General features: G+C 43.5%; 23 protein-coding genes. 13 read left to right on the forward strand and 10 right to left on the reverse strand.

The genetic code is table 11. The annotated features are described in order from the left end of the window. Window positions 1-970: 970 nt before the first annotated feature. Window positions 971-1,252 (reverse strand): hypothetical protein, encoded by a 282-nt coding sequence (locus FEF09_RS18790; protein ID WP_146306545.1) that lies wholly within the window; start codon window positions 1,250-1,252, stop codon window positions 971-973. Window positions 1,253-1,386: 134 nt separating this feature from the next. Then, complete coding sequence (locus FEF09_RS18795) at window positions 1,387-1,620, reverse strand: hypothetical protein (protein WP_146306546.1); 234 nt, start codon at window positions 1,618-1,620, stop codon at window positions 1,387-1,389. 209 nt (window positions 1,621-1,829) lie between these two features. On the opposite strand from FEF09_RS18795, the gene FEF09_RS18800 reads away from it, so the two are divergent. Continuing rightward, window positions 1,830-2,558 carry an SDR family oxidoreductase gene (locus FEF09_RS18800; RefSeq protein WP_146306547.1) on the forward strand — a complete coding sequence of 243 codons (729 nt, stop codon included), beginning with the start codon at window positions 1,830-1,832 and terminating at the stop codon, window positions 2,556-2,558. Window positions 2,559-2,846: 288 nt separating this feature from the next. Here FEF09_RS18800 and FEF09_RS18805 read toward each other — a convergent pair whose 3' ends face one another. The 4 genes from FEF09_RS18805 to FEF09_RS18820 all read right to left on the reverse strand — a co-directional run bounded on the left by FEF09_RS18805 (window position 2,847) and on the right by FEF09_RS18820 (window position 5,497). After that, window positions 2,847-3,476 carry a DUF1361 domain-containing protein gene (locus FEF09_RS18805; protein WP_146306548.1) on the reverse strand — a complete coding sequence of 210 codons (630 nt, stop codon included), beginning with the start codon at window positions 3,474-3,476 and terminating at the stop codon, window positions 2,847-2,849. Window positions 3,477-3,510: 34 nt separating this feature from the next. After that, on the reverse strand, window positions 3,511-4,257 hold the full coding sequence (locus FEF09_RS18810) for a ferritin-like domain-containing protein (RefSeq protein ID WP_146306549.1): 747 nt from the start codon (window positions 4,255-4,257) through the stop codon (window positions 3,511-3,513). A gap of 352 nt (window positions 4,258-4,609) precedes the next feature. Then, window positions 4,610-4,969, reverse strand: coding sequence for a DUF6717 family protein (locus FEF09_RS18815; protein WP_146306550.1), 360 nt, complete (start codon window positions 4,967-4,969; stop codon window positions 4,610-4,612). A 141-nt stretch (window positions 4,970-5,110) separates the two neighbouring features. Beyond that, window positions 5,111-5,497, reverse strand: coding sequence for a hypothetical protein (locus FEF09_RS18820; protein ID WP_146306551.1), 387 nt, complete (start codon window positions 5,495-5,497; stop codon window positions 5,111-5,113). Window positions 5,498-5,719: 222 nt separating this feature from the next. Between FEF09_RS18820 and FEF09_RS18825 the strand changes: the two genes are divergently transcribed. Both FEF09_RS18825 and FEF09_RS18830 read left to right on the forward strand, forming a co-directional pair. Then, window positions 5,720-7,630 carry a sensor histidine kinase gene (locus FEF09_RS18825; RefSeq protein WP_186774402.1) on the forward strand — a complete coding sequence of 637 codons (1,911 nt, stop codon included), beginning with the start codon at window positions 5,720-5,722 and terminating at the stop codon, window positions 7,628-7,630. Further along, the gene (locus tag FEF09_RS18830; protein WP_146306553.1) at window positions 7,620-8,255 is read left to right on the forward strand and encodes a response regulator transcription factor; all 636 of its coding nucleotides are present in this window, start codon (window positions 7,620-7,622) and stop codon (window positions 8,253-8,255) included. Before FEF09_RS18825 ends, FEF09_RS18830 begins: the two co-directional genes overlap by 11 nt. 1 nt (window position 8,256) lies before the next feature. Here the strand turns inward: FEF09_RS18830 and FEF09_RS18835 are convergent, their stop codons facing one another. Both FEF09_RS18835 and FEF09_RS18840 read right to left on the reverse strand, forming a co-directional pair. After that, a complete protein-coding gene (locus tag FEF09_RS18835) occupies window positions 8,257-8,847 on the reverse strand; it encodes an archaemetzincin (protein WP_146306554.1) in 591 nt (196 codons plus the stop codon). After that, complete coding sequence (locus FEF09_RS18840; protein WP_261387595.1) at window positions 8,831-9,811, reverse strand: hypothetical protein; 981 nt, start codon at window positions 9,809-9,811, stop codon at window positions 8,831-8,833. The genes FEF09_RS18835 and FEF09_RS18840 overlap by 17 nt, the downstream gene beginning before the upstream one ends. Before the next feature lie 117 nt (window positions 9,812-9,928). On the opposite strand from FEF09_RS18840, the gene FEF09_RS18845 reads away from it, so the two are divergent. From FEF09_RS18845 to FEF09_RS18875, 10 genes are all read left to right on the forward strand, one after another. After that, window positions 9,929-10,456, forward strand: coding sequence for an RNA polymerase sigma factor (locus FEF09_RS18845; protein ID WP_146306556.1), 528 nt, complete (start codon window positions 9,929-9,931; stop codon window positions 10,454-10,456). 2 nt (window positions 10,457-10,458) lie between these two features. After that, complete coding sequence (locus tag FEF09_RS18850; protein ID WP_146306557.1) at window positions 10,459-11,112, forward strand: hypothetical protein; 654 nt, start codon at window positions 10,459-10,461, stop codon at window positions 11,110-11,112. Window positions 11,113-11,173: 61 nt separating this feature from the next. Next, the gene (locus tag FEF09_RS18855; RefSeq protein ID WP_146306558.1) at window positions 11,174-12,220 is read left to right on the forward strand and encodes a hypothetical protein; all 1,047 of its coding nucleotides are present in this window, start codon (window positions 11,174-11,176) and stop codon (window positions 12,218-12,220) included. A gap of 102 nt (window positions 12,221-12,322) precedes the next feature. After that, the gene (locus FEF09_RS18860; protein ID WP_146306559.1) at window positions 12,323-13,141 is read left to right on the forward strand and encodes an AraC family transcriptional regulator; all 819 of its coding nucleotides are present in this window, start codon (window positions 12,323-12,325) and stop codon (window positions 13,139-13,141) included. A 99-nt stretch (window positions 13,142-13,240) separates the two neighbouring features. Next, a complete protein-coding gene (locus FEF09_RS18865) occupies window positions 13,241-13,648 on the forward strand; it encodes a VOC family protein (protein WP_146306560.1) in 408 nt (135 codons plus the stop codon). A 61-nt stretch (window positions 13,649-13,709) separates the two neighbouring features. Next, on the forward strand, window positions 13,710-14,132 hold the full coding sequence (locus tag FEF09_RS31620; RefSeq protein ID WP_222597033.1) for a hypothetical protein: 423 nt from the start codon (window positions 13,710-13,712) through the stop codon (window positions 14,130-14,132). Window positions 14,133-14,170: 38 nt separating this feature from the next. Beyond that, window positions 14,171-15,388, forward strand: coding sequence for a hypothetical protein (locus tag FEF09_RS31625; protein WP_222597034.1), 1,218 nt, complete (start codon window positions 14,171-14,173; stop codon window positions 15,386-15,388). 137 nt (window positions 15,389-15,525) lie between these two features. After that, entirely contained in the window at window positions 15,526-15,858 is a 333-nt protein-coding gene (locus tag FEF09_RS31630) for a hypothetical protein (RefSeq protein WP_222597035.1), read from the forward strand. Beyond that, window positions 15,828-16,040, forward strand: coding sequence for a hypothetical protein (locus FEF09_RS31635; protein ID WP_222597036.1), 213 nt, complete (start codon window positions 15,828-15,830; stop codon window positions 16,038-16,040). The genes FEF09_RS31630 and FEF09_RS31635 overlap by 31 nt, the downstream gene beginning before the upstream one ends. A 356-nt stretch (window positions 16,041-16,396) precedes the next feature. Beyond that, the gene (locus FEF09_RS18875; RefSeq protein WP_146306561.1) at window positions 16,397-17,086 is read left to right on the forward strand and encodes a helix-turn-helix domain-containing protein; all 690 of its coding nucleotides are present in this window, start codon (window positions 16,397-16,399) and stop codon (window positions 17,084-17,086) included. Between the two features lie 72 nt (window positions 17,087-17,158). Here FEF09_RS18875 and FEF09_RS18880 read toward each other — a convergent pair whose 3' ends face one another. Both FEF09_RS18880 and FEF09_RS18885 read right to left on the reverse strand, forming a co-directional pair. After that, window positions 17,159-17,866, reverse strand: a complete 708-nt coding sequence (locus tag FEF09_RS18880; RefSeq protein WP_146306562.1) for a M17 family peptidase N-terminal domain-containing protein — start codon at window positions 17,864-17,866, stop codon at window positions 17,159-17,161. A 3-nt stretch (window positions 17,867-17,869) separates the two neighbouring features. Continuing rightward, window positions 17,870-19,252, reverse strand: coding sequence for an alginate export family protein (locus FEF09_RS18885; RefSeq protein WP_146306563.1), 1,383 nt, complete (start codon window positions 19,250-19,252; stop codon window positions 17,870-17,872). Between the last annotated feature and the right edge of the window lie 102 nt (window positions 19,253-19,354).

The following is a 19,354-nucleotide window of genomic DNA, read 5'->3' on the forward strand; positions in this document are numbered from 1 at the left end:
CAGAGGGTATTATCTGTTGAACGCCGGACTGGAAAAGAAGTTGATGGATAACAAATTATCCTTCGTTTCAATGCAGAGAATCTGCTGAACTTATAGATCCGAAGGTACTTCTCAGGCGGGCGTTTATTCTTTGCAGGTATTGCTTATCACCTGCGGTAGCAGCAGTTATTTCTTACTTTGCCGGGTCCGATGCCAAAGGTTTGGTAAATGCGCGATTGAAGTGTGATACATATTTGTAACCGGTTAATGGGCCACTTCTGTAATGGAGGTGCCTGACTGCAGGAGTTCTTTGGCTGATTCATCTTGGTAAAATGCAGGTAGCCAATACGGTGGTGCCGAACACTGTTTTGAAGTGACGTTTCAGATATGCATCATTGGTGCCTACCTGTGTGCCAGATCAATGAGAGAACAGGGGCTTTGCAGGTTAGATACGATGATTTCCCGTGCCTGATGCATTCTTTCGATATCAGCCGGTCTGAGTGTCTTTTCTGTTTTGCCACGACGGGTCTGCAGATTTTGCTCGAATGCATCCAGTTCGATAGACAGTAATTCGCCCAGTTTACTTTGATATAAAGCTGTTTATATCTGCCATCCAGCGGACAATTGATCATCTTATACAGGATACATTACTTTCTGTTTGCAGGAAAAGATTTGAACTGCTCATGGGCGTTGTCTCATTCTTTTCAATGCTCCGGTGTAATAGTGCGTAAAACGGATGTTCCTGCGGAAGATAGTTAAGCATGAGTTCCGGACTGACACTGACTTCAAATATTTCAAGTCTTTCTCCGGGTTGCCAGTTCAGATGTACCTGTTCTTTTGAGAAGAACAGATAATTGTACTCCTGTTTTTGAAGGGAAGTACCCGGTGTTTACCATTATGTACGTGATAACTTTTGTTACCACTGATGGTGTAGGTGAGTTGTATAAACGGTTGGTATTTTTAATGACTACTTTGCCCGGTTGGCTGGATGTTACATTGTAATATCCCAGGTTAATGCCATCAGGTGAGGATAGTCATAAATAAGGCCTTTATGTCCGCCTTGTGCAACTGCGCGGCGTCTTTCCTTTAAAGCAGCTTCTTCCGCCTGATATATGTCAAAATTACAATACATCACCCCTGCATTCTTTTCAAAAAGCATGTCTTCCATGGAGAGGAATAAAAATTTACGGTTGGTCGAATAGGTAAATACCGCAATACTATGTTTTTTAATGCCAGCCCTCTTTACGCATTTGGGAATTTTTTTGTCTGGCAATGAAACGTACTTATTTACAATGAGATAGATAGAAAATTAGATTCCGTAAATGGTAATTAATTCCGTTTATGGTAATCGGGAGAAATGTGCATGAAAGATCAGGGATTACGAATGGGTTATCTTACGTCCATTCATCATCCTGATCCGTTGTTTTTATTGTTGCTATTTTTCTCTTCCTTTTTCTTGACTGACTCTTCATCTTCGCCGAAGTTATCATCTCCGGCTTCTTCCAATTTTTTGATGATAGAAGAAATGGGGCCTTCCATATGCTCCTGCGGTTCCGGTCCTAATGTTTCAGGATCGGGTTGTATACCGGCATCTTCATTTTTCTTTTTTACTTCCTTGTCTTTGGGATCGTTGTTTATCATGGCATTATAGGTTTATTGTAGTATATCTGTCAAAAAAATCATGCCAGCGGAATACAACAATACATGGGGCTGTCTGTTTCCCTGTAGGCTGTGGTATTCCGTCACCGGACTGGTGGTTTGAATTTTGTAAGCATCGCATTGATATTCGCAAGCTGTGGAAATTCAGGTACGATTACCTTTGTTGCCAGCAATTTAAAACGTAAACATATATGAAACTAACAGGCAATAAAATTCTGATCACTGGTGGCGGAAGCGGCATCGGTCTTGGATTAACAGAGCGGTTTCTGCAGGAAGGCAATACGGTAATTGTGTGTGGCAGAAGAGCGTCAGCATTACAGGAGCTGACTGATAAATATCCGGCAGTGATCACAAAAGTTTGTGATTTATCCACAGAGGCAGAAAGAATCGCCCTTTTTAAATGGGTGGAAGAGCAGCACAGTGACCTGAATGTACTAATAAACAATGCGGGTATTCAGCAATGGACGAATATTACGGAAGCGGACTTCTATCAGCGTGCTAAGGAAGAGATTGCTACAAATGTGGAAGCGCCTGTACATCTGACTGCGTTATTCAGCGGATTGGCCTCCCTGAACACGATTATGAACGTAACTTCCGGACTTGCTTTTGTACCATTTACAAAGGTGCCGGTATATAGTGCCACGAAGGCATTTTTCCACTCTTTTACCGTTTCCAGCCGTTATCTGCTGAAAAATAAGGGCATTGAAGTAATAGAGATCGTTCCGCCTGCGCTAAATACAGATCTGGGTGGAAAGGGGCTGCATGATGCAGCACCTCCTGTAAGCGACTTTATTACAGCCATTTTTGCACAATTGGCAGAGGGTAAAACAGAACTGACCTTTGGTTTTAGTGAAGCGATGGTGAATGCTGGTCCGCCGGAAATCACTGCTGCTTTTAACAGATTAAATCCGGTAGTATAAGCTATCTGTTTATATGGCTTGATCATACTTAGACTATAGTCAAGCTACGTTAATGCTACGTTATAAACGTAGCATTAACGTAGCTTGACTATAGTCTAAGTATTGTATTTGTACCCACTTTGCTTTGAATGCCCTCTTTTTCTTCAAAATAGTACTTCGCATGCCTTATACATGCTTGATATACGACGCATATACGACGCATATACGACACATCTCATAAATAGCCATCCTTAAGAATCCTGTTTTATATCCGATATCATTGTTGGAACATTGGTTTTGTGTGGATAACTAGTGTTTAACTTGTAAACGGATGGTGGTGATCTGAAACTGTTTCAAGGTAAAATATACGATTCCGAACATAGCACCAAATGAAATGGTGAAGGCCCATGCGGACAGGTGTTGATGTGGCAGGAAGAGATGCCCTGCAAAGGTCTGTAAAAGCTTTTGTGGATTAACGACTGCATCCCAGCTATTAAAGCGCAGATATCTGCCGATATAGACCCCATAACCACATAAAATGAAGCTGATGATCACGAGTCTGCTGACCCATCTCACCCGCATGTGACGCAGCAGATATTGTTCAACCTGCATCAGTGATACGATACCTAGTAACAATCCATTCCATGCGGCTGTAGTCACGAGCAGCAGGTCATACCATTTAGGCATGGGCGGTTTCTCTTCGTAATGAAACAGATCGGTGATCAGGTAGGGCGCATTTGGGAAAAATGCCAGCCAGCAGATCATCAGCAACAGGGCTTTTATATTGTACCGGGGCATGCGTAACAGGATATGACTGAATACCAGCGGCAATATGCCGAGGAATGTGTTCCATGCATAGAAAATATAGGTCAGTTCTTTTGTATAGATCATGCGTACTGCCAGCAGTGACATTGTAAAGGTGACGGATACCAGCAGCATTTTTCGAGAGGAGATAGGTGTCTGATCATGATTATTAGGCAGTTATACCGTTTAGATAATAGATTTTTTTATGACTGATCGTATTATGAATACTCCTGTAATATTTGTATTTCATTTTCTGCAGATAACTGCTGAAAGTATGTCCGCCGGCAATAAATACGTTTTTGTAGGCGGTCCAAGCAATAAGTACTGTACCTGCGAAAAAGACTTTGTATAAGTGCAGACAGATGAACCTTGTGGTCCGGGACCTGTTTTGAAAGAAAATAGAGAGGCGTTCACGCTGGAAGGCGACATGATGTGCCTCATCGATGAGGATATCCGTAGAGATCTGTTTTAGCAGGGCACAGTGAGTCGCATCTTTCAACGACTGATAAAAGAGCTGTGCGATGCTTTCCACTACCAATACGGTAAGCGTCCAGATTTCCATGCTGGTGTTGAAATATCTTACTTTTCTGAAGAGGGTGTCGCAGATATCTGCTTTTAATCTGGGTTTACCGATGCGATCGAGGTATGCGCCGAGATTGTCGCTATGTTTTTGTTCCTCGTTGATGAAAAGGCCGATGGCTTCCAGATAGGAAGGATCATTCATTTTCCGGGCATATTTGCGCGTCGCCTTCAGTAGGGGGCCACCATCCGGTGTTTCCCCCAACTGCCATGACTGAAATGACCGCAGGATAGGGGATAACTCCTGTTCTGTAACGGTGGGCGCCAGGCTCCAGTCAATACGTTGTTGGGTGGCATTTTTTCTGAAATGTGAGATCCATTGATGACTAGTTCTCATGTTGCTTGTTTTATCAGGTTAATTTGGATGAGGGTAAAAGTGCTTTGTTTTTCAAAGTAAATGCTTCAAAAAAGGGCCTTTATGGCCTTTTATTACATATGACTATATTGATGACAGCCGATAGCGATGACTTTCTGGGATCAATGTAGCCGGATATTTATTTACTTTGAAATACAAAGTAAAGCAATAAAAAGCATATCGTGGAAAATTATTTTGCGAAAGTGCCGAAAATTAATGAATGGCAAATGCTTCTGACAAAAATGAAAGAATCAGCATAAAGGGGCGGTATTAAAGCGATTAATTGAATAAAAAGCGCCTGCATCATACTTTGATGCAGGCGCTTTACCACAGATTAATTATTGTTTTGTAAAACATTTACATAGATAACTTCGGGCAATCCTTTAAATACATATTCTGTTACCTCACAGAGCCACATTTCCTGATTAACAGGTGTTCCTCTGAAGTTTTCCATCAGGTAATTGCCGCCACCGATAGACTGTTGAAGATTCTCTATCAACGTTATCGGATCTGCGCCTTCAAATGATTCATCACTCATTTCAACAAAGCATTCACTCGTATAGTCGCTTACTTTATCGAGCATGGTATCTGCACCTAATACCATTTCAAGTGCGGCAATATCATCCTGCCATTCGGGAATGTCAATGTACCATCTGTTTTCAGGCGTCTTGTAAAATCTGAACGTATTTCTCATGACAATAGGTTTGGGGACGGCAAAGATAGCGCTTCGAAAAATAGAAAAAGGCAACATGGATATGTTGCCTTTACAATTGGGAGATTCAATACAATAGATGTTACCACATTTGCACAGCCGTGGTTTAACTAATAGAAAGACCTAAAAACTATATGAAACAGATGCACTCAGAACTTCTCCGCTGGAAGATCCCTCATCTTTCATCTCTCCGTCTACAAATACCTGTAACTTCAGTGTAGAACTGGCATTTACACCTGTTGCACTTACAGCAGCATTTGCTATAATAGTGCCTGCAGGCACTTCAAATTCAGGGCTTGTCCAGGTAGTGCCGGACAGGCTGCTCGCAGTAGTGGCCTTACCGTCATATCCCCATACAGCAACAGAGATACTGGAACCCGAACTTGCGATCGCTTTGAAATAAACTTTGTGAGAGGATGAAGATGGCTTATTGTCATCATCTTTGGAACAAGCAACAAACACAAGAGATAACAACAGCGCCAGGAAAGCGTAATTTTTCAATAATTTCATAATAATGGTTTAAAAAGTGCCTACTCTATCATTCAGTTTTCGGCATACCTGTTCATCGGATGACAAAGGTAAATACGGCTGCCAGCCGGGGCAATACCGGGAACCCACGATTTATTTCTACCTGTTTCCAGGTATTTTTTCTATTTTTCGGCTATGATCCGTTTATATATCCTGATAACATTAACCATAGTCATATCCATATGTTGTAAAGCCCAGATGCCGTTGAACCAGCAACGATATTTTGACAGCCTCACTACTATGTTGCGTGAACCCGGAACAGACAGCGTGAAGGCAAGGGCTAATTTTGCACTGGTGGTATACTGGGTATCCAGAGATACAGCCAAAGCAAGACAATGTATTGATGAAGGCCGTCGCCTCAGTAAGGGTTCCTCCTTCCTCCACGGATTATCGTATGCTCATGAAGGATATCTGTATTATGGATCTGATATCAACAGAAGTGAAACTGCTTTTAAAAAGGCGGATAGTCTGCTGAGTTCTTATCTCACAAAAGATGCCTATCAGATACGCGCAAATGTCTGGATCAATCTGGCGGTTATTCAGCAGAGAAGAGATGATGACAGAGCCTATATTGACTTTGTATTAAATAAAGCAATTCCGTTGGCTTCCAAGGCCGGCGACAGTACTATCCTCGCTTCTCAGTATGTGGGTGTAGGGGTTGCTTTTATGAATATAGAGCAATATGACAAAGCGGAAATATATCTTAACAATGCTATCCGCATTTATAAAAATATTCATGCCTCAGGTCCGAAATTGATATCTGCCTATAACAGAGCAGGAGAGAACTACATCTGCCTCGAAAAATATGAAGATGCCAAACGTACTGTTGATGAGGTGAAACCTTTGCTGGCGCCTTATCCGGAATCAGAATTATATGCCGGTCACTATATGGTGGAAGGCCTGTATTATCATCACCAGCAACAATATGCGGATGCTATCAGATGCTTTGACAAAGGTATGGCAGCGGCAAAAGGACCGAATAAAATATACGCCATTCAGGAAATACAGTTCTATAAAGTGAAATCGCTGCTGGCGGCAAAGATCTATGGGCCGGCAAAAGATATTCTGCTGACATTGATGAAAGATGAAGATGTGATGTCCCTGAATAGCAGCCGGCTGGAGATCTATGAAGGACTGGCAGAAAGTTACTCCGGTCTCGGACAGATGAAGCCCGCTTATGAGTGGTTACGACAATCAAGGCATCTTAGCGATAGTCTGCATGAAAGTGACGTTGCCAATGACATCAATGCACTGGAAATGAAATATCAGCGTGCAGAAAGCCAGAAGCGGATCATTGCTTTAGAAGGCAAGAACGCGCAGGCCGCATTGTCTGCAAAAAACAGTCGCCTCTACAGCTGGCTGTTTGCCTCCACCAGTCTGTTCCTGCTGGTTGTAGCTACTTTTGCTTTACTCTACTATCGTAGTAACAAAAAGCTGCTGGCACAGAAGGAAGTGAACCATCTGCAACAATTGATAGAGATAGAACAACAGCAAAGACTGAAGTTTGGACAGGCTGTTTTACAGGGTGAAGAGCAGGAACGACATAGATTGGCACGTGATCTGCATGATGGGCTTGGTGGAATGCTGGCAGCGGTTAAACTCAATCTCTCCGGACAACTATCCGGCGTAGACACGAAACAGACAGAATTACGCAAGATCATCGGACAAGTGGATAGCTCTGTAACAGAACTACGACGTATTGCTCATAATATGATGCCGGTCAATCTGTTGAAATTCGGGTTGGAAACAGCGTTAAGAGATATGTGTGAATCACTGATGACGGCGCAGCTTACAATTGATTTTCAGGCATATGGGATCAGCAAAACATTACCCGAACAGAAACAGGTACATATCTACCGGATCGTACAGGAAATGCTGGTTAATGCTATCCGTCACGGACAAGCGGACAATATCATTTTACAGTGTAATCAGGATGGAAATACCTTCCTGATCACATTAGAGGATAATGGAAAAGGATTCGATACCGCTATCAGCGGAAAAGGAATAGGACTCAGCAACATCAGGAACCGTGTCGGGTTCCTCGATGGGAATATAGAAATCACTTCTGTTATTAATGAAGGAACAACAATAAACATAGAACTGCATGTCGGATAAAAGCGCCAGACTGGCCATAGTGGATGATCACCTGATTGTATTGGAAGGATTGCAGCAATTGCTGCTGCATGCGGAGACTATTTCCGTTGCAGGCAGCTTTACAACCGGAACGGAATTTCTTAGCTTTCTGAAGAAAAATACCATAGATATCGTATTGCTGGATATCAGTCTGCCGGATATCAACGGCATTGACCTGTGCCTTGAAATAAAGAAACTTTCTCCCTCTACCATTGTCCTTGCATTAAGTAACCATAGTGAACGCAGCATGGTATTGCAGATGTTACAACAGGGAGCATCAGGGTATTTACTGAAGAATATTTCCGGAGAAGAGTTAGTCGCGTGTATCCATGAAGCATTGGATGGACAGATCACTTTCAGTCAGGCAGTAAAAGAAATCATGTCCCGTCCGTCAGTCACAGAACTGAAAGGAGTGCCCCGCCTGACAAAAAGAGAAAAAGAAATATTACAGCTGATCGCAGAGGGACAAACGACCCCGGATATAGCAGCTACGCTGCATTTAAGTCCGTTGACTGTAGAAACCCACCGCAAAAGCCTGTTACAGAAATTTGAAGTCAAGAATGTTGCCTTGCTGATCAGAACAGCGGTAGAACAGAAGCTTTTATAGATCAGAACCGCATATTTTTCTTTAAGAGGAAAGCACTACATTTTTTACAGAAACCCGTTTCCTGATCTGTAGGATCGCCCCCTTTGGCATCCCGCATATAACAGGTGCTGACAGGACAATGGGGAAGCCCCATATTATGTCCAAGCTCGTGAATGACCAGCTTGGTGAAATTCTTCTTGTTTTTCAACCGGTAGCTGGACACAACGCAGGCATTACCCGGACAATATCCCAGTCCCATAATACCAAAGTCTTCGTGTTTCCCTTTGGAAGCACTGATATCCTGCATGGTGATACCCACATATATTTCACCGGGTCTCGCCATACGGCTCATCCACCGGATCAGTGAATCTGCCCTGTTGCGGTTACGGGGCTCATAGTAGGTGAATGCCGGCATATCCTGCGCAGGTAATACTTCTGTTGCCGGAGAGATATCTTTTAATTCCTCATAAGTTTCCCTGATCTGAATATCTTTTACTCTGCCTAGCGGGAGTATTTTGATATGCACACCTTTTATGGCAATGTGTGACTTGTTTTTATTAACACAGGCTGTCAATAGCAGACAGACCAGTAATATACTATACCTGTTTAGCATGTTCGGCTCTGTCTTTTACAATCTGCAGAATATTGTTCTGGATATCTTTCATAATCCATCCCGCCCACCAGCTGGCGTAGAAATTGAAAGAAGTGGTTAATTTGAAATGACTGAACAGATGGAGCCGAAAAGTATTATCATTCAGCTGCTCCAGTTCGTAGGTACCATTGAGCACATCAAAATAAGCACCACCGATTACAACATGTTCGTCCATAGTAGTGGATGGTATATCATAAGGATTGGCTTTGATGGTAAATGTCATTTTCCGTTCATGCTCATACTCGGTTACGATTTCATCGAAGACCAGTCCTTTGTCAAAAATCGCCTTTCTGTATCCACCCAACCCCTCATAATTCAGCTCTGCTTTAATTGGGCGGGGAAATCCCAGCATACGGGTGAACCAGCCTTGATCCTGTTTAGCACTAATCTCACTTACCCTTGTCACATTGCTCCAGATATTTTCTTTCGGCGCCTGAATATCTATATAGGTATCCGCTTTATAGCGGCCCGGAATCTTTGACAGCTGTTGCTCTATGGGGGACAATAATAATGGCAGCAGGGCGAACAGGGATATTTGCAGGGTTTCCCGTTTATGATGCTTTATTTTATAATGTCCTGCTATCAGACCACCGATGGTAGACGCCAATATAAAGAGCGGAAGTACCATTATCCAGCAGGCCCATCCCTCTAATCCCAGAGCTATACTTGTGCCCAGAAAGACGATAACTGATATCCATGGCATCATCACACGGTAGCGCTTCTTTTCCACATCTGCTATTGGTGAAAAATAGATGGTGATGGCTCCCATGGCAAATGGAACACAGAATAGAAAGGCCAGCGTCATGACAGATAACAGGCCCTCAAACTCACCGAGACCGAAAAGCACCCTTGTGAACAGCGCAAATAATACGGGGGGAATGACGCAGAGCAGCAGCTTCTTTGGTAAGAGAAAAAAAGAATACATTGGTATAGGATAATAAGCCCCAAAGATACTCAAATCAGCTACGGCAAATAAATTTATTTGTCCGGGCAACCCTTTCACAGTAAACTGCATTTATAAGTGCATAAACCCGTTGTTCTTTTGATTACACCTGAACTTATCAAAGACGCCAAAAAAGGCAGTGCTGCCGCCCAGAGATTGCTGTTTGACCAGTTTTCAGACAGGATGCTGATGGTGTGTCGTCGCTATGTAAAGAATCAGCAGGACGCGGAGGAGTTGTTGCTGGATGGGTTTTATAAATGTTATGCCGCTCTGCCGGGACTACAATATCAGGGAGAAGCAGCCCTGTACAGCTGGTTGAAGAGGATTATGATCAATGAGTGCCTGATGTTTCTGCGGAGGAAAAACAGCTTTGTAATTGTATCTGAATATGTTGCTGAAACCGTGGCTTTAGAAGAAGATGTACTGAACATACTTTCAGCAGCAGAGATTTTTAATCTGGTGATACAGTTGCCCGCCGGGTACAGAACAGTTTTTAACCTGTATGTCATAGAAGGGATGAATCATGGGGATCGCAGCACTGTTAGGTATTACAGAAGGAACTTCCAAATCTCAGCTGAGCAAAGCGAAATCATTATTACAAAAAATGCTCACGCAGCAAAATATTGAATATGCTAAACGAAAATCACAGCAATAGCCTCCCGGATAAGATGGATGCACTGGACAGACTGCCAGGGGAAGCACCTTTCAATAAAGGAGCTGCATGGGATCGTCTGCAACAGAGAATGGAGACACAGGCGCCGGCAAAGAGCCGCATGTGGATCTGGTGGGCGGCAGCAGCTATGCTGGTAACGGTAATAATGCCATTCCTGCTGCGGCACAAGACATCACCTGCTTTGCCACCCGTGAAGAAAGTGGTATACACGCCTGTCCCCGGAGCTTTATCTGCACCTTCGTCCGCACCTTCGGCTGTCGTAAAAACTATTAAGGAGATTGCGTCGCAACAATATCAGGCAGTCCGGATTAAAAAGCAGGACATCATACAGACAGATACACCCGGCGTCACACCTGATGTGGCTATCTTACAACCACCAGTGGAAAAAACAATTATTAATGATGATTCTCTATTAAGGGCGCGTACAGCAACAGCGGCCACTACCTCAAAAATGCGTGTTGTGCATATTAATGATGTAGGGGGAGATGTCATCGGTAATACCTATATAAACCCTGACCATAAACAATTCAGGATTGGAGTCGGTGGACGCGCCGGTTTCGCCAGTCAGATTGTATCGGATAAATCTTCAAACAACATTCCCAAAAACTAGACAATAGATGAAAAAGTTATTTGCTTTTTGATGCTCCTGCTGAGCATCACAGGGACGCTTTATGCCCAACAAAACACACACTTCTAATGAAGATAAAGTATTTGATGTACCTGAACAGGAGATCAACAAACGCTTCCTGATCTCACTTGACAAAGGAGATAAGATGCAGGTAGAACTGGTAGACATGAGAGACCTGGCGCGTGTAGGGAATATTGATTCACTACTGAAAATATTCCTGAAAGATATGATGCCATTAAAAGATTCTTTGCAGGATGAATTATCCGTTAAACGGATTGATTATGTTATGGAACCACCAGCTGCTAAGAAACTGCGATTTAAACAATTTCGTCCTGCCGGTACGAGTTATCTTGTACAACAGGGAGAAGTGGCAGCCCTGAAACTGGAACAGGATACGGTCCATTTTATCGGCATGGTGCCTGTACCCGGCAAACAACAGGTACATCGTTATCGTATCAGTTTTTTTGTGAATCAGCTGAATGATCTTGCTGCTTATACGGATGGCCGTCTGCAGGCAAAGCTGGTCAGTCTTCGCGAAAATGTACATACTGATTGGGTGAAAGATGACAAAGGAATGATGCATATCCGGAAGGATTATATGATCTCGGCCGGTCTTTCAGGTGGGAATATCGGGGCACATAACGACTATATCTCTTTCAACGGAAGTGTGAATATCCAGAACTATAAAAACTATTTCGTGCCTTCCTTCAGTATAGGGGCAACTGCAGTGACCTCAGTATTCAGTGGTAAACATACTATGGAGTTTGGTGCATATTGGGAGCCTAACTTCTTCTTTGGCCGGGATAGTGAGGGCAAACTGAAGACTTACCGGAATGATTTTGTGACGCTGATGTATGGTGTTGGTCCGGCGAAAAGAGAACAGGGAAAGAAAGAACCTTATCTGCAATTTGTCGCTTCTGTCGGATATCTTGTACATCGCAGCGGAGACTATTTTGATAAACATTCTTTCCGTGTGGGATTAGGACGTTTATCACTGCTGGAAGGAAAAACGAAGATAGAACCTGTGATTTACTTCCATGAATTCTTTAAGGGCGTAACGCCAGGTTTGCGTCTCATACAAAGCTTTTAATACCCGGTTACCCCATATTCTGTTGTATACAGCTGGCCATTGTGCCGGCTGTTTCTTTTGAGTGGTATCTGCAATTAGCTGAAATACCCGTAATTTTCAGTTATGTATATCAGGAACCTCACCCAGCAACTGGAGATTGACTACGTGGTCAAGGATATCTGGCCTTTTCTATTGCATAAACATACACATTTTGAAATGCTGTATATCATGCGGGGAAGGGGGCAGCATATGATCAACGGAACGACCTACAACTATGAAAAGGGCGACTTGTTTATACTGGCTCCGCAGGATAGTCACTTCTTTGTTTTTCAGGAACGCAGCGCTATTTGTATCATGAAATTTCATGAGGGCTATTTCAGCGACTTTCTACAGGATGCAAAATTCAAAGACCTGTTTACTGCATTATCTTCTCCTTACCGGAAGATATCTGCCGCCTGCAAAAACAAACAGGATATTATGCAACTGATGGAGCTGATCGTCCGGGAGCACCGTAAGGAAAGCGCTCATCAGCAGATTATTATAAAACATGCGCTGTCACTGATCGTGACACTTACCGCAAAAGATGCCGGTGAACAGCTGTCTTCCGCCAAAGATGATAAGATACAGTCTATTCTGAATTATATCCACCAGCATATTGCAGACAAACATTTGTTGTCCGTACAAAAGATGGCAGATACTTTTCATATCAGCAGGAGTTATTTTAACCAGTACTTTAAGAATGCGACTGGCAGCGCCTATAAAAAATATGTGCAGGAATATGCCCTCAAGCTGATTGCCAGTCAGCTGGTAGTTAGAAACAAGACCCTTACCCAACTGGCTGAGGAATTCGGATATAGTGATGAAAGCCACCTGAACCGTGCATTTAAGGCACATTTCAATCTTACGCCTTCAGCCTTTAAAAAGCAACAGATGGCACTCTGAGCATTGATCTACAGTTTATACAGGATAATCTCCGTTTCATCCAATACCAGATCTGCGCAGACAGGTGAACTTTGCATGACAGGTTTAAATGAATAACACATGCATATTGATCATACTACGATAAGAACGGATAATCTGGCTGAAACGAGGGATTTCTTTATTAAGGTCTTCGGACTGACAGAAGGGCCTCGTCCTGCGGCAATCGCGAGGGCCATACCGGGTCACTGGCTATACTGGAAAGAGGCACCGCTGGTACACCTGATACCTGCTTCTTTTTATCATGACAGAACAGGGCAGTCGCCGGCCGAGGCAATTGACCATACTGCCTTCTTTATGGAAGATTATGAGGGCTTCACACAACACCTTAAACAATTGGGCATCCGTTTCACCCCTATGGACCTGCCAGATATCGGGGAGCGGCGGATCTTCCTGCGCACACCGGCTGGCATATTACTTGAAACAGTTTTCAGAACAGATAATGGCATAAGTACGACACCAGAGGAATAGTCCCCTTACGGTTCTTACGTATGTTCATTAACTTTGTAGTAATCCGCCAAAGAATCTACGCATGAAAAATGACATACTGGACCTCTCCGGTGACAAGGCACTGCCTCTCCAACTGGACGCCGCCATTTCTTTCAGATTATTCACTGACTATCTCCGTAAAAGAGTAGCAGGGGAAAGAACGGCCAAGGCTGGTATCTATAGAAATACCCTTGAGCTTTTCGATAAATATCAGGTGAGCAGCAAGGATATTGCGCTTGCCGATGTGCATGAGTATAGTGAGTTACTCGAACAATTATATGTCTGCCTGTCTCCTCCGTTAGCAGACGAAAATGAGATGGCCTGGGGCCTGAGCTTCCCTTTCCACCCACTGATCTTTTATGGTACAGAAACCCTGTATCAGCTGATGTCGAATAGGGTGGTTGATCATGAAAAGTATATTGTATCCAAACACCGGAAGAATTTCACAGGAGCCGTCTGCAGATGATTTATTCCTTCATCCTGCAGCGATTGTACAATTTCCGTATGTCTGTAAAAACGGAGCAATATCATGCCGGTATCAACAGGGAAACCGGACTATTGCAATACTTTCAGGTGCATATCAATACAGACTTTCTGGAGGTGGAACCCATAGGTCCGCTGCCCACGCCCGATTTCGGTGAAATATCACTGATGCTTGCTGAGGATGAGGGATACGACTTATTGCTGAAAATGCTGCCGCTTACTGCTTTCCGTTTCAGGGGCTTCTGTATCGTATCAATATCTGATGTCACTGTACAGAAGGCAGTAGAAAATATTGAAAATGTACGCCTGAACCGTACCCCGGATAATGACGAGACGAGTTACCTGAACGTCATACAGTCACTCAAGACTATTGTTGGCAATAAACAGATAGAGTTTGACCTGTTTCCGCTGGTGAAGATCAATAATGAACCTGTTTATGGCTATAAAAAGGCTGGTACAGGTATTCTTTTTGAGGTGTGGGGAGAGCGCTTATCGCCGGAAGTCTTCCGTAAACAGGCCAAGGGGTATTTCTCTAATCCGAACTCCTTCTTCTCCCATGACCTTTTTGGGCCAAAGGAGATGGAAATTGCTTTCCTCGAACACTTCCGGAAGCTAAAAGTGCGCTCTCTTGCCTTACTCCCGGTATTTTATAATGGAAAGCCGGTCGGTGTGCTGGCTATGCATACCTGGGGAGACGAAACCTTGAAGAAACGATCGTTTCTCTGCTGGAGCCTGCATTACCGGCTATGCCAGTTATTTGAAGTATATATCGATGAGTTCAATCTGGAGATTGAGAATATCATCAAGGAGAAATTTACCTCTATTCAGCCTTCTGTACAATGGAAGTTCAATGAGGTAGCCTGGCATTATTTACATGACAGGAAGAAAGGCCTGCCGGAAACAGCTGAGACAATCTGTTTTAATGGTGTATATCCGCTTTATGGCGCCGTCGATATCCGGAACTCAACCATAGAGAGAAATAAGGCCATTGTTACTGATCTGGACACCCATCTTGACCTGCTGATGAAAACATTGCAGTCCTTGCAGGAAGACCATCATTCCGTACTACAGGAAGAGATGATCTATAAATGTGGGAAATGGAAAGAGACGCTGGGTTTACAGCAATTGAACGGGAATGATGAGAACAGACTGGTGACGTTTTTCAGGGAAGAAACGACTCCCTACCTCAAACATATGTCCAAACAGAATGGGAACAGCCTGATATTGAGGAATACCTGACTGCCTGGATAAATTCAACAGCAACCTGTATGGTAGCAAGCATGCGCTGGAAATGTCCATGCAGATGATCAATACGGTGGTGAATAACTATTTCGAAACGGAGAAAGACCAGTTGCAGACTTCTTATCCCTGCTACTTTGAGAAGTTCCGTTCTGATGGTGTTGAATATGATATTTATAGGACAGTCTTTTGCACCGGAACAGGCTTTCAATCATTTTCACCTGAAGAATCTGCGCCTGTGGCAATTGTCTTCTATGGCGGCAGTAGCGCGGTTAACCACATCTTTATTACCAGATATGCCGGTTCCGCTGCGTACTACACAACTGATCTTTGTGCATAATCATACGATTGATATCAGTTTCAGGGCAGATGAGCGGAAGTTTGATGTGGAAGGTGCTTATAACATCAGGTATCAGATGATCAAAAGCGGATTGATAAGGTGCATCTCCGTAATACGGAAGAGCGCTTAACGCAACCCGATAAGATTGTACTGATCTATTTCGACAATAAGGATATAGAGGATTATTTGCCATTTATCCATTATCTGCAGGAGAAAGGTACTCTGAATAATGATCTGGAAGAACTGGAACTGGAAGATCTGCAGGGGCTGAGTGGATTGAGAGCATTAAGAGTAGGGGTGGCCGATCTGTGACTATAATGAGTAGCTTTTTACGAAGAATTATGAAAAATAATAAAAGGGATCAGAAGTGTGCTCGTAAAATTACGATATGTCGTAAGTGTGGGTTATGGATAGTGTGATGTAATTGTTTGTTTTTCAGTTATTTAGGCCTGTGGCATTTTGATTGCCTGTTATAGATCAATTAAATAGGCCAGTTTTATGATCAATAACCAGAAAAATGCACAGTTGAAATCAAGGATTCAGATTCATTCATTTGAATCATCAGATATGATTATACGCTTTCTGATAAGGAAGCGTTTAAAATAGAGAATGTTGAGATCCTCTGGTCTAAGTATGGTACAGGCACTGTACAGGCAGACGGTAAGATCATGTCGGTAGAAGATCATCAGATCTATTGTTTTCTGCCCGGTCAGATGAGAAAGTTTCAGCTGGACGGTCCTGTCAACGGGTACTATATTTCTTTTTCGCCTGATTGTCTTTATCTGGCGTATAACCTGAAAGACATGATGTCTTCCTTCGAAGAATCTATATTGAATATGCAGTTGCTTAGTTTCAGGGCAGATGAAGAAATGCAGGAAGAGCTGGAAGAAATTGTACGGAAGATGCAAAGAGAGTGTGAAAGTAATCTGTGGATGCGTTCTGAAGTTTTATCAGGATTGTTGAATGTATTTATGATCTATTTGTCCAGAGAATTGGGTGTAGGCGGACAAACACAGGTGTTGTCCAGAGAGGGAGATGTAGCGAGGCGATTTATGACAATGTTGAAACAGCAGTTTATTCATTGTAAGAAAGTGGCTGATTATGCAGAAGCACTGAATGTGACGCCTAATTATCTGAATACAGCTGTTAAAAAAGTGACGGGTTTTACTGCCAGTTACCAGATACATAAACTGATCATTCTGGAAGCAAAGCGCCGGATGTTGTATTCTGATAGTAGTCTGAAGGAAATTGCTTTTGATCTGGGTTTTGACAATCAGGCACACTTTAGTAAATTCTTCAAAGCTAAAACGGGCATGAACTTTACAACCTTCAAACATAGCATGGCCGAGATGGTCTGAGATAAATAACAATAAAAAACCGGGAAGAAGTTGTCGTCATCTTCTTCCCGGTTTTTTTATTGTATCATTTTCTTATTGCTGGTAAGCAGTCAATGCATGTTTTACTGCTTCTGAAGAAGGCGCATAGAATGCAGGACCTGACAGCAGCGTAAGTTTCAGCACTGGTTTAAATACAGACATCTTTTTCTCTTTCAGCTGTAGTTGTGTGTTATAGGCATCAAATGCGCCCTTTATAACATTCTCAGCTACTGCTGCGGTTGGAGAATCGATACCGGCATCTTTAATGTCGCTCGCATGCGAATAGGCAGTTACACCCAGTCTCAGTGCTTCTCTCATACCGATGGCGCCTACGGTGTACATTACATCTGCATTGAACGTATTTCTGTTGCCCAGACCGATCAGCAATAACTGTTTCGCCTTGATGGTACCGGCAGGAGGTGTGATCAGCAATGTTTCAAATGCGTGTCCGGTAAACTTTCCACTCTTCCGAAGGTCTGTGATGATACCATGTAAAGCTTCATCGAGGTGTAGCATGCCATTCAGCTGTGCCGGTAGTGCAGGTGGGTTGGTGATATCTCCTTCTGTGTATTCAAACACGCATGCGATCTGTAAAGGTGTTTCCTGCGCGGAAGGCCCCTGTACTTTTACTTCCACAGCAATACCATTTGCTTTTCCCACTACTGCGGAGGTACCGACTGCCGGTAGCTCCTTTACCTGTGCATTTACTGCGAATACGACAAACAGCAGTAAGCTGGTCAGACTTGTTTTTAACGTTTTCATATTTTAGAACTTAAATGATAACTGTGTATTGATAAAGAAAGAATTGGCAGAAGGACTCACCTGTTCTTCGATGAAGGCGCCTGTATCAAAATATTGCAGGCCGCAGCTCAGTTTGACGAATTTGCTGAACGCATAATCACCGCTCAGCAGATAAGCTGTCCCTATATAACGTTCATCGGACCCTGCGCCGGCCATGTTGAATGAGCCGCTGGGTCTGTAGATACCGTCACCTGTGGAATACCGCCAGTTAAATACAGCGTCTGCCTGCATGGAGAACTTATTACTGAAGGTCAGATTGCCATAAGGATGGATATCGATCAGATTGGAGGGGCCTATGCGGGGATTGAATCCGAAGTATCCTCCTTTGGGGTACAATGGATTGAAGGTCTGCAGCTTGCCGTCACCGGGCGTCTTATCACCGGAAATGTAGTCATTACGTATGTTGACGCTCGGCTTGTATCTGGCGTGTTCGAACGTATAACCGATATCAATGGCAGTGGTCCATGCACTGATGTGGCCATTACCAAAGGTGCCGAACTGGTAGGCGGATTCCAGATTGTAGATAAAGCCGCCGCCGTATTTCCAGTAACGGACAGCAGCGGTGTGTCTGAGTTCTTTTTGTGTCCCTTCTTCAAATCTCCCCTGATCTCTATGGGTGCCCAGATAGTAGAGATCAAGGTTTCCCTGTTTGGGGAGGATGATGTAAGAATAAGCACCCCACAGATTTGCTTCATGGATCAGGTGATTGTCGAATACACCAGGATTTACCTCGTCATCCATCATGACAAAGGCGTCAACACCAAAGCGGGGTGCATTATACATCAGTTTTCCACCGGTAAAGTATTTACGCACGTTGGTGCCTTCTCTTACAGAGATGAGCCGGCCGGTACCGTAGTCGAGTTCCTGTCTGCCTGCTCTTGCTACCAGTTTACGTTGCTTTGCAGTCCACGTCTTGAGGGTGACGTCTACAAAGAGGTTCTCGACGTTCAGGGCGTCTTTATTGACCGGGCTGGGATCAAATTTGCTGAAGTTTTCCAGCGCACTATTGAGTTGTGCGAACACTCTGACAGAAGGTCCGAGATGCAGATCGGCGTGGAGGCTGTAACGCTGGAGGACCATGTCATTGTAACCATCGCCGTATTTCAGCCAGTTGTCATGAACGGTGGCGGCATATTCGTAGCGTGCTTCTCCACCAAATGACAGGTAGTAATGATCTTTATGAAAGAGGGGGATGTACTTGATATGATTGTACCAGTTACCTGTTGTGTCATTACGCAGGTAATAGTAGTCTTCATTAAAGCGCATCAGTTTAAAGCTCTGTGCCGACAATGACTGTATGCCCAGATATAGCCATAGGAAAAATGATGCTATGATCTTTTTGTTCATGATGATTGTATTCTGCCCGGGGAACATGCGGCATCCTGATTAGATGCCTGATCCTGTTCTGGAATCAAAGTTATTTGAAACCGGCAGTACAGCGGATTTACA

This window comes from Chitinophaga pinensis (genome assembly GCF_007896845.1).
Taxonomy (GTDB): Bacteria; Bacteroidota; Bacteroidia; order Chitinophagales; family Chitinophagaceae; genus Chitinophaga; species Chitinophaga pinensis_C.

What these genes read in the sequence shown, in the direction of transcription:
- FEF09_RS18795 (WP_146306546.1), bottom strand. Translation starts at nt 1,620, where the DNA reads ATGATAAACAACGATCCCAAAGACAAGGAAGTAAAAAAGAAAAATGAA.
- FEF09_RS18800 (WP_146306547.1), top strand. Translation starts at nt 1,830, where the DNA reads ATGAAACTAACAGGCAATAAAATTCTGATCACTGGTGGCGGAAGCGGC.
- FEF09_RS18805 (WP_146306548.1), bottom strand. Translation starts at nt 3,476, where the DNA reads ATGCTGCTGGTATCCGTCACCTTTACAATGTCACTGCTGGCAGTACGC.
- FEF09_RS18810 (WP_146306549.1), bottom strand. Translation starts at nt 4,257, where the DNA reads ATGAGAACTAGTCATCAATGGATCTCACATTTCAGAAAAAATGCCACC.
- FEF09_RS18815 (WP_146306550.1), bottom strand. Translation starts at nt 4,969, where the DNA reads ATGAGAAATACGTTCAGATTTTACAAGACGCCTGAAAACAGATGGTAC.
- FEF09_RS18820 (WP_146306551.1), bottom strand. Translation starts at nt 5,497, where the DNA reads ATGAAATTATTGAAAAATTACGCTTTCCTGGCGCTGTTGTTATCTCTT.
- FEF09_RS18830 (WP_146306553.1), top strand. Translation starts at nt 7,620, where the DNA reads ATGTCGGATAAAAGCGCCAGACTGGCCATAGTGGATGATCACCTGATT.
- FEF09_RS18835 (WP_146306554.1), bottom strand. Translation starts at nt 8,847, where the DNA reads ATGCTAAACAGGTATAGTATATTACTGGTCTGTCTGCTATTGACAGCC.
- FEF09_RS18840 (WP_261387595.1), bottom strand. Translation starts at nt 9,811, where the DNA reads ATGTATTCTTTTTTTCTCTTACCAAAGAAGCTGCTGCTCTGCGTCATT.
- FEF09_RS18850 (WP_146306557.1), top strand. Translation starts at nt 10,459, where the DNA reads ATGCTAAACGAAAATCACAGCAATAGCCTCCCGGATAAGATGGATGCA.
- FEF09_RS18855 (WP_146306558.1), top strand. Translation starts at nt 11,174, where the DNA reads ATGCCCAACAAAACACACACTTCTAATGAAGATAAAGTATTTGATGTA.
- FEF09_RS18860 (WP_146306559.1), top strand. Translation starts at nt 12,323, where the DNA reads ATGTATATCAGGAACCTCACCCAGCAACTGGAGATTGACTACGTGGTC.
- FEF09_RS18865 (WP_146306560.1), top strand. Translation starts at nt 13,241, where the DNA reads ATGCATATTGATCATACTACGATAAGAACGGATAATCTGGCTGAAACG.
- FEF09_RS31620 (WP_222597033.1), top strand. Translation starts at nt 13,710, where the DNA reads ATGAAAAATGACATACTGGACCTCTCCGGTGACAAGGCACTGCCTCTC.
- FEF09_RS31625 (WP_222597034.1), top strand. Translation starts at nt 14,171, where the DNA reads ATGTCTGTAAAAACGGAGCAATATCATGCCGGTATCAACAGGGAAACC.
- FEF09_RS18875 (WP_146306561.1), top strand. Translation starts at nt 16,397, where the DNA reads ATGTCGGTAGAAGATCATCAGATCTATTGTTTTCTGCCCGGTCAGATG.
- FEF09_RS18880 (WP_146306562.1), bottom strand. Translation starts at nt 17,866, where the DNA reads ATGAAAACGTTAAAAACAAGTCTGACCAGCTTACTGCTGTTTGTCGTA.
- FEF09_RS18885 (WP_146306563.1), bottom strand. Translation starts at nt 19,252, where the DNA reads ATGAACAAAAAGATCATAGCATCATTTTTCCTATGGCTATATCTGGGC.